The following is a 15,198-nucleotide window of genomic DNA, read 5'->3' as shown; positions in this document are numbered from 1 at the left end:
CTGACCAACTTACGTACTGCTAACTGTCGTGCAACTGCGTACTGCTAGTGCTGCTAACTGTCGTGCAACTGCGTACTGCTAGTGCTGCTAACTGTCGTGCAACTGCGTACTGCTAGTGCTGCTAACTATCTTGTAACTGCGTACTGCTTGTACTGCGACTGCATTGCTTCGCCGGGATCGGTCTTGCCCTGTGCGTCTTTACTTCTCGATCCCGGAATACTGCTCCGGCCACCAGTCGAAACCTGTTCACAGATTGGCTTCGTCCTGCCTGGCCGCCTTGTCTCACTTCGCGGGTAGTTCCGTCATCTCCCGCGCCTGCTTGACGTTGTCTCTCTCGGTACGAGAAGAACACTACACACACCCAAGCTTGAATGTCTACCCCCGCCGCCACAGATTTGCTCATGGCTTCGTGTGGAAGAACCTCCTCGCCGCAGATCCGCAGGTCAGCGCGGGGTGATGCCACATGACATCACTCGAAAGAGCAGGACCGGGTAACCGACTCGACCGCGCGGCGGGACCCGCACGGCTTCACCGGCGTGCGCGACCACCAGGAGCACGCCGACGCCTGCTGGGTCAGGGCCGTCGCGAGCGGTGTGTCGCGCCGCTGCCGGAAACCGAGGCACAGGTCGTGGCGGAACTGCCGGGTCAATACGCCCCTCTCAAGCCGCCCTTCTCAAGCCCACCGCGCAGCTCGGTCAGCTCGCGGCCACTCTCGCCGGACGGCTCTACAGCCGGCTCGGCACGTGCGCACCTGGTCGGGGGTGTCGCCGTTTCTCAGCCGATCCGGCAACGGATGCGAGGCCCGATCCGGCGTCGTATCGTCGGAGACAGCCCGCAAGGTTCAGCCCTGGGTGCCCTGCGGGTCAGTGGCGACCATCCCGGACTGCAGCCGGGACTCCCCGCGTGACGGAGGAGCGGGCTCCGGGCCCGGGCCCGCTCCACCTCCATGGTTGTCATCAGGTCGAGCAGTGAGATCGATGAAGGGACGAGCCCGAGGCGTCGGCGGGCTCATCGGTCAGCTCGCCCTGGACCGCTGGATCGTCGCGTACGCCGCGCTCATTACCGGTACGGAGTGCTGCCGATCCGCGCGTGAGGTTCATTCGCGCATCGCCGAAGTTCCGACGCATCGGATACGAATCCGCCATCAGCTTCCGGACGGCGTACGGGAGTGAGTGTTCAGCTTGCCTGCTGACGGTAAAGCCGGTCCCCAGGAAGCGTTGCGCTGGCCTGAGTCCTCCCTCGGAGTAGCTGCGCGAGTTCAATCCTGAGCGGGTAACCGAGGGCATCAGGACACGCAGTCATCCGAAGTGGAAGCCAACCAAACTGAGTGCCCTTGGCACGCACCAGTTTTTCCATCAGCTGGTTTACGCGTGGCAGCGGCTTCGCGTCGCCTGGCCTGCGGGCAGCGGGACAGGTGGTCCGATACCATCCGGCGTCCGGGGGGCTTGTGGTGGAGTTCTTGTTCGTGCCGTATCAGGCGCATGGGCATGTGGCGCCGATGCTCGCTGTGGCGTCGAGGCTTGCCGCTCGTGGCGTGCGGGTGCGGATGGTGGCGGGCAGGCAGTTCGCCGCCTCGGTGTGCTCGGCCGGGGTCGTGCCGGTGGACGTCCATTCTGCTTTCGAGGTTCGTGTGCCGGCTGGATGGGGTTGCCGTGATGTCGCCGAACGGCACCGGTTGTGGCTTTCGCGGCGTCGGTTGGCATCGGATATGGCCGCTGTTTGCCACGGCGAGATCGCTCGTATGGGGGCAGGCGTGGTCGTGGTTGATCCGCATATGGCGTGGACCCGGAACCTCCGGCTCCCGGAGCGTGTTCGGATGGCCTGGGTGTGTACGACGTCGGGGCGACGGATTCCGCGAGGGGCGAGTTCGGTCCTGGTCAACGGAGTGGCGGAGCTCCTCGGCGATGCCGTGGTGGGTGATCGCGTCCGGTTCATCGGTCCTTTGCTGGGTGCTCTGTCCGTCCCGGATCCCGGCATTCCCTGGGATCGTGTGCGGGGGACGAGAGTTCTTGTCGCCGCCGCGGGAACCGTGTTCACCCAATCCGTTGAACAGCTGCGAAGCCTGGTGGCCGCTTTCGCCGACTCGGAATGGACGGTCGTCCTGGCGACTGGCCGGATTCCGGCGGCGGCATTGGGGCGCCTCCCGAACAATGTGTTGGCCTATTCGTGGATACCTCAGGCTGAGGTGCTCGGTCACGCGGATATGTTCCTGACCCACGGTGGGATGAACTCCGTGCTGGAAGCGATGGCGTGCGGTGTGCCGATGGTGGTGCATCCAAGAATCGCGGAGCAGCGCAGGAGCGCGGTGAGACTCGAGAAGCTCGGAGTCGCCAAGGTGGTCTCGTTCAGGGCGGGGCTGCGTGAGCGGATCGAGCAGGTCGCTGATGACAGGCAGATCCGGATGTCCGTGAGCCGGCTTCGGCAGAAAATACTGGAAGCGCCCACGGCGGACCGGGCCGCCGACGAGCTGTTGGCACTTGCCTGGGTCGTCTGAAGTGTCGAAGCTGTCACTCTGTGCCGCGAAAACCGGTAGGGTCGCCGACGGTGTGACAACGGAGGGGAGCCGTGGTGACCGATCGGCCATCGAGTCCGATGAACCTGCCGAAAAAGCCCCGGTTGATCAACCGGCTCGTCGAGGTGGACGAGGTCGCGGCCCTGCGAGCGACGGCGCTGGCGGAGGGCGAGCCGCTCTTGGTGCTGCTGACCGGGCCGCAGGGCATCGGCAAGACGGTCCTCGCGGTCAGTCTCGGCTATCGGTTGGCAGGCGACTTCCCCGACGGGGTCCTGTATTGCGAGGCACGGGGTTCGGACCTGCGTGACGCCGCCAGCGCTGACGAACTGGCCCGGCGGCTGCTCGTCCTGCTGGGCATTCCCTGGACCGAGGTCCCGGCCGCTGCCGTCGACCGGATCCAGGCCCTGCGCACCGCCATGTCCGGTAAACGGCTGCTGTTCATCTTCGACGATGTCGCGGTCGCCGCGCAGATCGAGCCGTTGCTGGGGGACGTATCCCGCGCCGCGGTGATCGTGACCAGCCGGAACAGGTTGAAGAGCCTGGAAATCAACCACCAGTTCGTCCAGGTCCGGTTACCGGCCTTCGACCAGGCCGCGTCGCTACAACTCATGGATTCCATCGCCGGCGACGCCGTCCGAGGTGTGCCTGAATCAGTGCTGGCCCGAATGTGCTCGATCTGCGGAGGGCTGCCCCTGGCTCTCGCGGTCACCGCGGGCAGGCTCGTCGACGGTGACGAAACCCTCGCCGATGTCGTCGACCAGCTCACCCGCAATGCCATGGAAGCACTCGACATCAACGGCGACTTCGTGGTGAAGGGCGTTTTCGACCAGGTCTACCGCGAACTGCGTTCCGACGACCGGCGGGCGTACCGGCAGCTGAGTCTGTTACCCGGGCCCCATTTCGGACCCGCGGCGGCGGCCGCGGTATTGGACATTCCGGAACACGCGGCGAAACGGCTGCTCGCCCGATTCGTCAGCTCGAATGTTCTGGAAGACGCGGGTGCGGCGCGGTATCGCTATCACTTCCTGATGCGCGAGCACGCGCTGGGGATAGCTCGTGACGCTGGTGTCGAAGGTGTCGAAGACAACGGCGACGCCGACGAGGAAATCGCGGCCGTCACCAAGGCGGACCGCTGGTACATCCGCCGCGCGGCCGCACTCGATCGGTCGTTCGCCGCACGCCCCGTGCCGCAAGGCTCGGCGGAGCTCTACGCGACGGTCGACCCGGCGTTCTCCGGTGCGGGGCAAGCCGCCTCGGCGGCGACGGAATTCGACGTGGAATGGCCGAACCTGCTCGCGGCCACTCGCCGGTGTGCCGACTACGGGGACTACAGCTCGGCCACGATCATGGCCACCGCCCTGTGTTCGTACGCCTACCAGTCGGGACGCTGCACCGAGGTGATCGACGTCTATCGCCGAGTCCTCGATCTGGTGACCGCCGAGCCGGTGCGGTGGCAGGTCTACCGTGACCTGGCCCAGCTTCACGAACGACTCGGCGAGTACGAGCAGGTCGAGCAGTACGCGTCACTGGCGGAGGAAATCCACCCACCAGGCCGCGCCAGCGCGATCGAATGGCGGGCACTGTCCTACGAGAGCCGTGGACTGCTGGCTGAGGCCCAGGAGGCGTTCCGCGTGGCCGCTGACGCTGTCCCTCTGATGGGTGATCCGGCGCAACAGGAACGGGCGAGTGCTCTGCTGCTGATGCATCGCGGACGGGCCGGGGTCAAACGAGGCGTTTTCGACGATGCGTTACCCCTGGTGAGTGCGGCGCTGCGATTCTTCGGCCGGTCGGGGAGGGACGGGTCGAACGTGGCTCGCTGCGAGGCTCTGGTCGGTGACGTCGCCTGGGCGCGCGACGACTTCGCCGAGGCCGAACAGCGCTGGACCAACGCGGCCGATACCTTCGCCGCACATCACGTCAGGGCCGACGCGGTCAAGACGTACGACAAGCTCGCCGCGTTGGCCGAGAAGCTGAACAGGCAGGCCGATGCCGCTGCCTACGGTGCGAAAGCCCGCGAAATCGAGAATGGCGGTGGCGTCTAGCTCGCCACCGACACGTCGTGGACTTCTCCGCCGAGTCCGAGGGAGAACCCGGGCTCGAGCGACCGTGCGGGGAGCCCCGCGGCATGCCACAGGTAGACGGCCGACGCCAGGATTTCACCCGGCACTCCAGCTGCTCTGAGGGTGATCAACGCGCCGTCTCGTGTTCGGACCTGGGTGTTCCTGTCGCCCGGAACCGAGGCCACGACGCAGGTCGGGTGCCGTAGCCAGAACTCGCGCCACCAGTGCTGGGGAGCTGGGCCGGGATCTGTCTCGCGGGCGGTCAGGACCGCGGCGTTGGCCACCAGTGACCGCGCCGGGTGGTCGATGGAGCAGTGCACATGCTGCTCGTCATCACCGGTCGGCCGGGGGCCGGCGCCTGGCCGGAGGGTCTCAGCAGGTCGGCGCTCCAGCTCGATCAGGCGTGAATCCGCGTCGACGTGCCCGGTGACCAGGTCCGCGAACACGTCCGGCTCCGATGGCTCCATCGACAAAGCCGGAATGGCCTCGATGGTCACCTCGGAGTCCGGTTCGCCGAGTTCGAGCAGCCGGTAGAACAGGCTCCGGAGTGTTGTCAGGGAACGTCCCGGCAACGACGTCACCCGATCGGCGACCGAAGCGAAACGGTCAGGCTCGTGCTCCTCGATCGCCGCCAGGAGATGAGACATGAACGGCCCGCGCGACGGCAGGCGGCGGGCTGTGTCGCCCAATGCTGAGATCGGTGTACCCGGTGGAACATCGTCGAAGGTGGCGAGGAGTGTCGGCTTGCCGAGTGCGGCGGCGTATCCGGTGACCGAGCCGTGGTCCCCGAGCACGACGTCCGCGGCGATGAGCCCGGCGCGCCACCCGTCGAATTCGGGCAGGAGCAGCATCCCTGCCCGGAGACAGTCCGCGTACCATCGCCGCACCTGGTCTGGTCCGTGCTCGTGCTGAACATTGGGATGCACCGCCGCGGCGACCGACCAGGAATCTCGTGGGAGCTCGCTCAACAATTCCCGAAGCAAGTGCGGGCGAGAACCGAGAAGTGATGAGCCGGACCACGTTGAGGACACCAAGACCAGCCGACGGCGACCGACATTCAGCGCGGCGCGATAACGGTTCCTCAGCAGGGAACTCGCGACGATCCGGTCGTAGCAGGGATCGCCGACCACGCAGGAATTCGGCAGAGCGGCAGGAGCGTTCTCGGCCACCGACTCGAGCTGGTCTTCATGAGAAAGACAGAATGCTTCCGCCCGCGGTTTTCCATGCTGGAGCAGCCATTCAGTGGAAAGGCCAAAAGCTGCCCGCTGCCCGCTGCCCGCTGCCCGCTGCCCGCTGCCCGCTGCCCGCTGCCCGCTGCCCGCTGCCCGCTGCCCGCTGCGGCGAGTATTTAGTATAGCCAATACCGTGTGAAAGGACCACGCGCGGAGCATTGACGCTGTCGAGTGCTCCGTGGTGGCTCGCTGAAATCGCCAGGTCGAATGATTGCCCTTTTGCTTCTTTCCAGGGAAGGATCAAAGCGCCGGCGTTTGTCATCGCTTCGTTCAGGCCGTGACGGAACGGGTCGCCTGCCAGGTGGGTGAAGAACAGTTGCACTCGTTCGTCGTTGTCGAAAGCCGGTATCACGTCGAGTAGCCGGGTCAATGTGGTCACGTTGTGTGCGGCAACGAGCACCTTCCGCGTGTATTTGAAGGTCGTCCAGCGGTGGGCGCCGGGCCTGGTGGGACCGTCGACTCCGTTCTCGCTGCTCATCGTGCTGTGCTCACCCTCGACTTCCTGTCTTCCCCGCTTGACCGTAGCCGATGGGTTTCGAGGGCGATCGGATCGCGGGCGGGATTCGCTCGCCGAGTGGCGCATGTAACGGATGCGGGGGCCCTGTGCGCCCCGTGCGGAACTTTCCTGTCGAAGGTGCAGGTGTGCGACTCGTGGGCGGCCGGCCCCGGACTACGTATCAACTGTCACTTTGCGGGGTGATGGGCCGCCCGGCGAACGATGTGAGAGAGACGACCTTGGTATCAACGACTTGGTCCTCGTCGATCTCTTGGCAGGATGAAGTTTCCTCTCATTTCTGTTCCAGCTGCCGGACTGCCTGATCGAGGATTCGAGCTCGTTCCTTGTTGTCTCGCACGCTCCACGCTGTGGTCTCCTCGCCGACTCGCTTTCCTTCCTGGAACCCGCGCTCGTGCTGACGAAGTCCCCGTCGCCGGACCTGCGCGACCGTTAGGAGCGCACCAGTCGCGCGATCGCTTCGGAGGCTTCTCGGATCTTCCTGTCCGCCTCGGGGCCGCCTTTCGCGGCTGCGTCGATCACGCAGCTCGCCAGGTGCTGTTCGAGGAGTTCGAGGGAGAACGACTGCAGGGCCCGGGTCGCCGCGGAGACCTGAGTGAGGACGTCGATGCAGTACTGGTCCTCTTCGAGCATTTTCTGCAGTCCGCGGACCTGTCCTTCGACGCGTCGTAGACGCTTGAGCTGACTTTGCCTGCCGGCGCTGTGCTCAACCACGCTCACTCCTCGAGTCCCGATTCCGCGTACGCCTCGATCATGCCCGCTGGGAGGCGGTGCGTCGAAGGTGGCGGTCGGGGAAGCCGAGCGTGGCATACGTCACCGGGGTACGCGGGTTGCCCTACCCCCCTAGGGTATGTAACGTCAGGGTCAGGAGGACAGAGGATGTACGGATACACGCGAGGCAGAGACGAATACCTGACCCGGCTGCGGCGGGTCGAAGGACAGCTTCGGGGCCTGCAGCGGATGGTCGAAGAGGACAAGTACTGCATCGACATCCTGACGCAGGTTTCGGCGGCCACGAAGGCGCTGCAGTCGGTGTCGCTGGGGTTGATGGACGAACATCTCGGGCACTGCGTGTCCGACGCCATCGCCAAGGGTGGCGACGGGGCCGACGAGAAGATCCAGGAGGCGAGCGACGTCATCGCCCGCCTTGTCCGTTCTTGAAGCAGTGCAACGAAATCGGAGGAGAACCACGATGCGCGAGACCACCTACACCGTCACCGGCATGACCTGCGGCCACTGCGTCAGCTCGGTCACCGAAGAGGTCGGCAAGGTCGAGGGTGTCACCACCGTCCGGGTGGATCTGCCCACCGGTGCGGTGACCGTGACCAGCTCTCAGGAACCCGAGGTCGCGGATGTGCGTGCGGCCGTCGAAGAAGCCGGATACGAGCTGACCGCCTGATTCACGGTTCGCTCCCGAACGCGGGGACCACCCTGCACTAAGGACTTCACGATGAACACAGCAGCGAAGCTCTCCGCCTACGGTGTGGCGCTTGCCCTGGTCGCCGGTGGCGCCTGGGCCGCAGGCACCGCTGTCGGTCCTTTCGCCGGCGCTGCCGGCCTGCCCGGTGGCGAGGACGCCGGGCACGGGGACGCTCACAGCGGCACCGTCGCGGAGGCGGCGCAGAGCGACGAGCCCGGCGGGCTCGCGTCGTCCAGGGGCGGCTACACCCTCACGCCCACCATCACGACGCTCACGCCGGGGACCGATCAACCCTTCTCCTTCAAGGTCCTCGGACCCGACGGCATGCCGATCACCGGCTACGACGTCGAACACGAGAAGCGGATGCACCTCATCGTCGTCCGCCGCGACACGGCCGGTTTCCAGCACGTGCATCCCGAACTCGCGTCCGACGGCGTGTGGAGTGTTCCGCTGGCACTGCCTCAGGCAGGCAGCTACCGGGTCTTCGCCGATTTCAAGCCGACGGGCGGCTCAGCCACGACGCTGGGTGTGGACGTGGCCGTGGCAGGGGAGTTCAAGCCCGTCGAGTATCAGCCGTCGCGCGTCGCGGACGTCGATGGCTACCAGATCCACCTGGACGGTGAACTGACCCCGGGCAAGTCGTCGAAGGTGACCTTGACGGTGACCAAGGACGGCCGCGACGTGACCGATCTCCAGCCGTATCTGGGCGCCTACGGACACTTGGTGGCGCTGCGCGGTGGCGACCTCGCCTACCTGCACGTCCACCCGGACGGTGAGCCCGGTGACGGCCGCACCGCACCCGGTCCCACGGTGACCTTCTTCGCCGAAGTCCCCTCAGCAGGGACGTATCGCCTGTTCCTGGACTTCCGGCACCGGGGGAAGGTCCGCACCGCGGAGTTCACCGTCGCCACCACGGGCACGCCCGTTGCGACCCCGGCTCCCTCGGCGACCCCGAACCAAGCCCCACCCCCGGCGGCCGATGACGGTCACGGCGGACACGGCTGACCGCGGAAGTTCGAAGGGAGTGAGCACGATGACAGCCGACGTGGACCAGACCCGGACAACCGAACTCGAACTCGCGATCACTGGGATGACCTGCGCGTCCTGTGCCATGCGCATCGAGAAGAAGCTGAACAAACTCGACGGCGTCACCGCGACCGTCAACTACGCCACCGAAAAGGCCAAGATCACCTACCCGGTCGACGTCGAGCCGCAGCGGTTGATCGAGCAGGTGGAGGCGGCAGGCTACTCGGCCGCCGTGCCAGCCCCGGCGAAGACGACCGGCCCGGACGACTCTCGTGAAGAGGCCGATCCGATCGCGCCGTTGCGGCGGCGGCTGATCGGTTCGACGGTGCTGTCGGTGCCGGTGATCCTGCTGGCGATGGTACCCGCGCTCCAGTTCACCTACTGGCAGTGGATCTCCTTGACGTTGGCCGCGCCGGTGCTGGTGTGGGCGGCGTGGCCGTTCCACAAGGCGGCGTTGGCGAATCTGCGCCACGGTGCGGCCACAATGGACACGCTGATCTCGATGGGCACACTGGCGGCGTTCCTGTGGTCGTTGTACGCCTTGCTGTTCGGCGGTGCGGGAACGCCGGGGATGACGCACGCCTTCGAGTTGACTGTGCGGCGGATGGCCGGTGACGGCAACATCTACCTCGAGGTCGCCGCCGGAGTCACGACCTTCATCCTCGCCGGGCGGTACTTCGAGGCGCGGTCCAAGCGCCGGGCCGGTGCCGCGCTGCGCGCGTTGCTGGAGTTGGGCGCGAAGGACGTCGCGGTCCTCCGGAACGGCAAGGAAGAACGTATCCCCGTCGACCAGCTGGTCGTGGGTGACCGGTTCGTGGCCCGGCCAGGGGAGAAGATCGCGACCGACGGCGTCATCGCCGAAGGCGGTTCCGCCGTCGACGCGAGCATGCTGACCGGCGAGAGCGTCCCGGTCGAGGTCGGACCCGGTGACGCCGTGGTCGGTGCGACGGTCAACGCGGGCGGACGGCTCGTCGTCCGTGCGACGCGGGTCGGCGCGGATACGCAGCTGGCGCGGATGGCGCAGCTGGTGGAGGACGCGCAGACCGGAAAGGCTCAGGTCCAGCGGCTTGCCGACCGGGTCTCGGGCGTCTTCGTGCCGATCGTGATCGCGCTCGCCGTCGGCACCCTGGCGTTTTGGCTGGGTGCGGGTGGCACGGCGTCGGCCGCGTTCACCGCGGCGGTGGCCGTGCTGATCATCGCCTGCCCGTGCGCGTTGGGTCTGGCGACTCCGACCGCGTTGCTCGTGGGCACCGGGCGGGGCGCGCAGCTCGGGATCCTGATCAAGGGACCGGAAGTGCTGGAGTCCACCCGGTCGGTCGACACGGTCGTCCTCGACAAGACCGGCACGGTGACCACGGGGCAGATGTCGCTGGTGGCGGTCCATGTCGCCGAAGGCGCCGACGAGGAGACGACACTGCGACTGGCCGGCGCGCTGGAGAACGCTTCCGAACACCCGATCGCACAGGCTGTCGCCAGGGCGGCACGTGAGCGGGTGGGCGAGCTGCCCGCTGTCGAGGAGTTCGCCAATGTCGAAGGCCTTGGTGTGCAAGGGATCGTCGATGGCAAGGCGGTGCTGGCCGGGCGCAGTGCGCTGCTGGAAGAGTGGGCGCACCACCTGCCGCAAGACCTCGCCGAGGCGAAGGCCGCCGAGGAGAAGGACGGTCGTACCGCGATCGTCGTCGGCTGGGACGGGAAGGCCCGTGCTGTTCTCGTCGTCGCCGACACGGTCAAGCCGACTTCCGCCGAGGCCATCACGCAGCTGCGGGCGCTCGGCCTGACCCCGGTCCTGCTCACCGGGGACAACGAGGCCGTGGCCCGCGCGGTGGCGGCGGAGGTGGGGATCACCGAGGTGATCGCGGAGGTCTTGCCCAAGGACAAGGTCGACGTGGTCAAGCGGCTGCAGGCCGAGGGCAAGGTGGTCGCGATGGTCGGCGACGGCGTCAACGACGCGGCCGCGCTGGCACAGGCCGACCTCGGCCTGGCGATGGGCACCGGCACCGACGTCGCCATCGAGGCGTCGGATCTCACCCTCGTCCGCGGCGATCTGCGGGCCGCGGTGGACGCGATCCGGCTTTCCCGGCGGACCCTGCGCACCATCAAGGGCAATCTTTTCTGGGCCTTCGCCTACAACGTCGCGGCGCTGCCACTGGCGGCGGCTGGGCTGCTCAACCCGATGATCGCCGGCGCCGCGATGGCCTTCAGCTCGGTCTTCGTGGTCACGAACAGCCTGCGGCTCAAAGGATTCCGCAGCACCGCGAGCTGATCGTTTCCCCAGGCGCTCGCGCGGCACCACTCGGTGCCGCGCGGGCGCCTCATCGCTGTGCCCAGAACGCCGCCCGAATCGACTGTCCTCAGTGGGTTGATTCGGCAAGCCTGTTCGCGGCGTCGGATCCACCCGTGGCCGTGCCGATGTCCGCGTGCTCGAGGTACGTGAGGACTCTTTGCCGTGCAACGGGTTTGCGAGAAAACGCCGCCTGTGACGGTCACGACGTTGATACCCCCACAGGGTACTTGTGCGGCGATGCGAACCGGTCTACCTTCAACTCCGAAATACCCCCTAGGGGTAATGGAATCCTGAAAGGACACCTGTCATGGCGGAGACAATCCCGGACCCACGACGGTGGTGGGCGCTGGGACTCATCGCGTTGGCCCAGTTCATGGTCATCATGGACACCTCGATCATCGGCGTCGCACTGCCCGCGATGCGGCAGGACCTCGGGTTCTCACCTGGCGACCTGTCGTGGGTGTTCAACGCCTATGTCATCGCGCTCGCCGGGCTGCTGCTGCTCGGCGGGCGCCTCTCGGACCTGTTCGGCGCGCGGAAGACGTTCACCGCCGGATGGGTCGTCACCCTCGGCGGTTCCGTGGTCGCCGCGGTGGCGGGCACCGCGTGGGTCGAACTGCTCGGCCGAGTCCTGCAGGGGGCGGGAGCGGCCCTGATCGCGCCGTCCGCACTGACCCTGCTGATGATGCTGTTCGGCGCGCGTCCGCGTGAGCTGACCAAGGCACTCGCGCTCTATGGCGCGGCCGCTCCCGCCGGTGGTACCGCCGGGGTGTTCCTCGGCGGCGTGATCACCGAATGGCTGTCCTGGCCGTGGATCTTCTGGCTCTACGTCCCGATTTCGCTGGTCGCGGTGCTGGCCACCGGGAAGCTGATGCCTTCCGCGCCCGCCCGGCGTGGTTCGGTCGACCTCGCCGGCGCCGTCGCGGCGACTGCGGGCCTCGGCCTGACCGTGTTCGGCGTCGTCCGCGCGCCGGAAGCGGGCTGGGGCTCGGCGGGTACCTGGGGCGCGTTGACGGGAGGCATCGCCCTGCTCGCGGTGTTCGTGGCGATCCAGCGCGGGCGTGAGGTCCCGTTGGTACGGCTGGGCATTTTCCGGACGCCGAACCTCGGCGGCGCGAACCTCGCCCAGTTCCTGCTCGGCGCGGCGTGGATCCCGATGTGGTACTTCCTCAACCTGTACCTGCAGCAGGTCCTGGGATACGGGGCCTTCGCCAGTGGCGCCGCGTTGCTGCCGATGACCGTGTTGATCGTCGTGCTGATGGTCGCCGTCGCGCCCCGGCTCATCGGCCGGTTCGGGCCGAAGAAGATGATCATCGGTGGTCTGTGGGCGCTCGCCGCGGGGCTGGGGTGGCTGTCGTTCGTCAGTCCGACAGGCAACTTCGTCGTCGACGTCCTGCCTGCCTCACTGATCGCGGCACTCGGTCAGGCGCTCGCGTTCATCCCGTCGCTCGGCACCGCCATTTCCAGCGCGAAACCGGAGGAAGGCGGACTCGCGTCAGGAATCGTGAACACCTCGTACCAGATCGGATCGGCACTCGGTCTCGCCGCGATGACCGCGGTCGGTGTGTCGTTCGGCGCTGGACAGGCCGGTGACCCGGTCGCGCTGGCCGGCGGGTACTCGGCCGCGTTCCTCGGCGCGGCGGGGATCGCGATCGCCGGTGGCCTCCTGACCATGGCCACCCTGCGCACTCCCCAAGGCGGGCAGGCGAAGGAACTGAGCGACGTCACCGGAGGTGGCCGGGCGGTGCCGCGATGACCGGCGTGGCGGCCCCTGAGGCTGTGCGATCATGCGGGACCGGTCATCGCCACCGAACCAACGTTCTAGGCGACATCTCATCGGTGATGACCGTTGATCGGCGGGAAGATGCTTCGGTGCCCGGAGAAGTCACTGCCGAGATCCGGGCAGGGTGAACTGCCCGAAGTGGAAGTCGAAGTGTTGTGCGCCGGACGGTATCCGCTGTTCTGGATGTCAGCACCGTGAGGGGCGGATATTTTCCGTGAGCCGGGCGGGCCGGTCGGCCAGCGGTCCACCGGAGCGCAGCAGGCTCTCCAGTGTTTCCAGCGGTGAGGCGACGATCCTGTACCAGCTCCACGTCCCGCGCCGTTCCCGTTCGAGGATACCCGCGGTGACGAGGACGCGCAGGTGATGGCTCAACGATGGCTGTGGCATGTCGAACTCTTCGGCGAGGTCGCAGAAGCAGGCCTCGCCGCCAGGGGAGTAGCGCACCATCGAGAGCAAACGAATCCGTACGGGGTCCGACAGGGCTTTGAACAGCTTCGCGGCTGCCTGGGCGTCGGCCGGGTCGACGACCGCGGCGGGTTCGGCCATGAGCAGCGTGACGGCGACCGGTTTCCGGGTGCGACTCTTCTCGCTCGCCACGTGCACTCCTTCGCGCCAGGTGCTGTCGGAGTCCATCGTACCGGCTGAATTGACAAAGCTCGATGCACGCTCTTCAATTGCATTGATAGAAGTCGATCCAGCGGCTCGTGAGGAGCTGTCCGCGGGACTTGGGACGACATCGGCCGCCACGTCCGGCACCTGCTCGACGAACTCGCCGACTGACCCCTCCAGAGAAAGGAACCGGGCATGACCCGCACGCCTGAAGTGCTGTTCGTCTGCGTCCACAACGCGGGCCGGTCGCAGATGGCCGCCGCGCTGGTGCAGCACTACTCGCTCGGCCGCATCACCGTCCGGTCCGCGGGCTCGGAGCCCGCCGAGAAGGTGAACCCAGCCGCCGCCGCGGCGCTCGCGGAATGGGGACTGGACATCACGGCCGAGGTGCCCAGCAAGCTGTCCACCGAGGACGTCGAAGCCTCGGACGTGGTGATCACCATGGGCTGTGGTGACACCTGCCCGGTGTTCCCCGGCAAGCGCTACCTCGACTGGCCCCTGGAAGACCCGGCCGGACAAGGCGTGGACGCCGTCCGGCCGATCCGCGACGAGATCGACCGCCGCGTCCGCGGCCTGGTCGCCGAAATCCTCGACGCCTAACCCCTCGACTTCCCTTCGCGAGACTCAGGAGAACCAGCACCGTGACTCACACCGCCGACAAGGCCGGTGGCCCGGCCGACGCCGACGTCCTGCCCAAACTGTCCTTTCTGGACCGCTTCCTTCCCGTCTGGATCATCGTCGCGATGGGGGCCGGGCTTCTGCTGGGCAGCGTGATTCCCGGTCTGCAGGGTGTGCTGGACGCGGTGAAGATCGGGCAGGTGTCCCTGCCGATCGCGCTCGGGCTGTTGCTGATGATGTATCCGGTGCTGGCGAAGGTCCGCTACGACAAGCTCGACACGGTGACCAAGGACAAGCGCACGATGGTGCTTTCCTTGGTGCTCAACTGGATTCTCGGCCCGGCCTTGATGTTCGCATTGGCGTGGCTGATGCTGCCGGACCTGCCGGAGTACCGGACCGGGCTGATCATCGTCGGTCTCGCGCGCTGTATCGCGATGGTGATCATCTGGAACGACCTGGCCTGCGGTGACCGTGAGGCTGCGGCGGTGCTGGTCGCGCTGAACTCGGTCTTCCAGGTGATCATGTTCGGCGTGCTCGGCTGGTTCTACCTCGACCTGCTGCCCGGTTGGCTGGGGCTGGACGCGACGACGCTGGACTTCTCGCCGTGGGAGATCGCGCTCAGCGTGATCATCTTCCTCGGTATCCCGCTCGCCGCCGGTTATCTCTCGCGCCGCATCGGCGAGCGCAGCAAGGGCCGCGACTGGTACGAGGGGCAGTTCCTGCCGAAGATCGGCCCGATCGCCCTCTACGGTCTGCTGTTCACCATCGTGATCCTCTTCGCCCTGCAAGGCGACAACATCACCTCCCGCCCGCTCGACGTCGCCCGGATCGCACTGCCACTGCTGGTCTACTTCGCGATCATGTGGATCGGTGGCTATGCGCTGGGCAAAGCTTCCGGTCTGTCGTACGAGCGCACCACGACGCTGGCGTTCACCGCCGCGGGCAACAACTTCGAACTCGCGATCGCCGTCGCCATCGGCGTCTTCGGCGTCACCTCGGGGCAAGCCCTCGCCGGGGTCGTCGGGCCCCTGATCGAAGTGCCCGTGCTGGTCGCCCTGGTCTACGTCAGCCTGTGGCTGCGCAAACGCTGGACCGCCAAGGTTCCCGCCGAATAAGCGATTCCGCGCAGGTAGTGGTCAT

Annotated in this window: 13 protein-coding genes; 9 read left to right on the top strand and 4 right to left on the bottom strand. The window is 66.9% G+C overall.

Annotated elements, in window-relative coordinates:
- The first annotated feature begins 1,333 nt into the window (after window positions 1-1,333).
- Window positions 1,334-2,494, top strand: coding sequence for a nucleotide disphospho-sugar-binding domain-containing protein (locus tag ACM6LR_RS37410; protein WP_414945479.1), 1,161 nt, complete (start codon window positions 1,334-1,336; stop codon window positions 2,492-2,494).
- A 74-nt stretch (window positions 2,495-2,568) separates the two neighbouring features.
- Entirely contained in the window at window positions 2,569-4,554 is a 1,986-nt protein-coding gene (locus tag ACM6LR_RS37405) for an NB-ARC domain-containing protein (protein ID WP_414941804.1), read from the top strand.
- On the opposite strand, the gene ACM6LR_RS37400 is transcribed toward ACM6LR_RS37405, so the two are convergent.
- From ACM6LR_RS37400 to ACM6LR_RS37390, 3 genes are all read right to left on the bottom strand, one after another.
- Window positions 4,551-5,540 carry a hypothetical protein gene (locus tag ACM6LR_RS37400; protein WP_414945478.1) on the bottom strand — a complete coding sequence of 330 codons (990 nt, stop codon included), beginning with the start codon at window positions 5,538-5,540 and terminating at the stop codon, window positions 4,551-4,553. The genes ACM6LR_RS37405 and ACM6LR_RS37400 overlap by 4 nt on opposite strands.
- Before the next feature lie 271 nt (window positions 5,541-5,811).
- A complete protein-coding gene (locus ACM6LR_RS37395) occupies window positions 5,812-6,282 on the bottom strand; it encodes a hypothetical protein (RefSeq protein ID WP_414945477.1) in 471 nt (156 codons plus the stop codon).
- Window positions 6,283-6,750: 468 nt separating this feature from the next.
- The gene (locus tag ACM6LR_RS37390; RefSeq protein WP_414941807.1) at window positions 6,751-7,032 is read right to left on the bottom strand and encodes a metal-sensitive transcriptional regulator; all 282 of its coding nucleotides are present in this window, start codon (window positions 7,030-7,032) and stop codon (window positions 6,751-6,753) included.
- Window positions 7,033-7,197: 165 nt separating this feature from the next.
- On the opposite strand from ACM6LR_RS37390, the gene ACM6LR_RS37385 reads away from it, so the two are divergent.
- The 5 genes from ACM6LR_RS37385 (at window position 7,198) to ACM6LR_RS37365 (ending at window position 12,804) form a co-directional block, all read left to right on the top strand.
- A complete protein-coding gene (locus ACM6LR_RS37385; protein ID WP_414941808.1) occupies window positions 7,198-7,479 on the top strand; it encodes a metal-sensitive transcriptional regulator in 282 nt (93 codons plus the stop codon).
- Window positions 7,480-7,510: 31 nt separating this feature from the next.
- Window positions 7,511-7,717 (top strand): heavy-metal-associated domain-containing protein, encoded by a 207-nt coding sequence (locus tag ACM6LR_RS37380; protein ID WP_414941809.1) that lies wholly within the window; start codon window positions 7,511-7,513, stop codon window positions 7,715-7,717.
- 51 nt (window positions 7,718-7,768) lie between these two features.
- Complete coding sequence (locus ACM6LR_RS37375) at window positions 7,769-8,743, top strand: hypothetical protein (protein ID WP_414941810.1); 975 nt, start codon at window positions 7,769-7,771, stop codon at window positions 8,741-8,743.
- A 28-nt stretch (window positions 8,744-8,771) separates the two neighbouring features.
- Entirely contained in the window at window positions 8,772-11,027 is a 2,256-nt protein-coding gene (locus ACM6LR_RS37370; RefSeq protein ID WP_414945476.1) for a heavy metal translocating P-type ATPase, read from the top strand.
- 328 nt (window positions 11,028-11,355) lie between these two features.
- A complete protein-coding gene (locus ACM6LR_RS37365) occupies window positions 11,356-12,804 on the top strand; it encodes an MFS transporter (protein WP_414941812.1) in 1,449 nt (482 codons plus the stop codon).
- A 213-nt stretch (window positions 12,805-13,017) separates the two neighbouring features.
- Here the strand turns inward: ACM6LR_RS37365 and ACM6LR_RS37360 are convergent, their stop codons facing one another.
- The gene (locus ACM6LR_RS37360) at window positions 13,018-13,428 is read right to left on the bottom strand and encodes an ArsR/SmtB family transcription factor (protein ID WP_414941813.1); all 411 of its coding nucleotides are present in this window, start codon (window positions 13,426-13,428) and stop codon (window positions 13,018-13,020) included.
- A 207-nt stretch (window positions 13,429-13,635) separates the two neighbouring features.
- Between ACM6LR_RS37360 and ACM6LR_RS37355 the strand changes: the two genes are divergently transcribed.
- Both ACM6LR_RS37355 and arsB read left to right on the top strand, forming a co-directional pair.
- Complete coding sequence (locus tag ACM6LR_RS37355; protein ID WP_414941814.1) at window positions 13,636-14,040, top strand: arsenate reductase ArsC; 405 nt, start codon at window positions 13,636-13,638, stop codon at window positions 14,038-14,040.
- Between the two features lie 41 nt (window positions 14,041-14,081).
- A complete protein-coding gene (gene arsB, locus ACM6LR_RS37350) occupies window positions 14,082-15,173 on the top strand; it encodes an ACR3 family arsenite efflux transporter (RefSeq protein WP_414945475.1) in 1,092 nt (363 codons plus the stop codon).
- Window positions 15,174-15,198: the final 25 nt, after the last annotated feature.

It is taken from the genome of Amycolatopsis sp. cmx-11-32, from assembly GCF_047608695.1.
Taxonomy (GTDB): Bacteria; Actinomycetota; Actinomycetes; order Mycobacteriales; family Pseudonocardiaceae; genus Amycolatopsis.
Note: the sequence above shows the minus strand (reverse complement) of the source record. Positions and strands in the feature narration are given on the sequence as shown.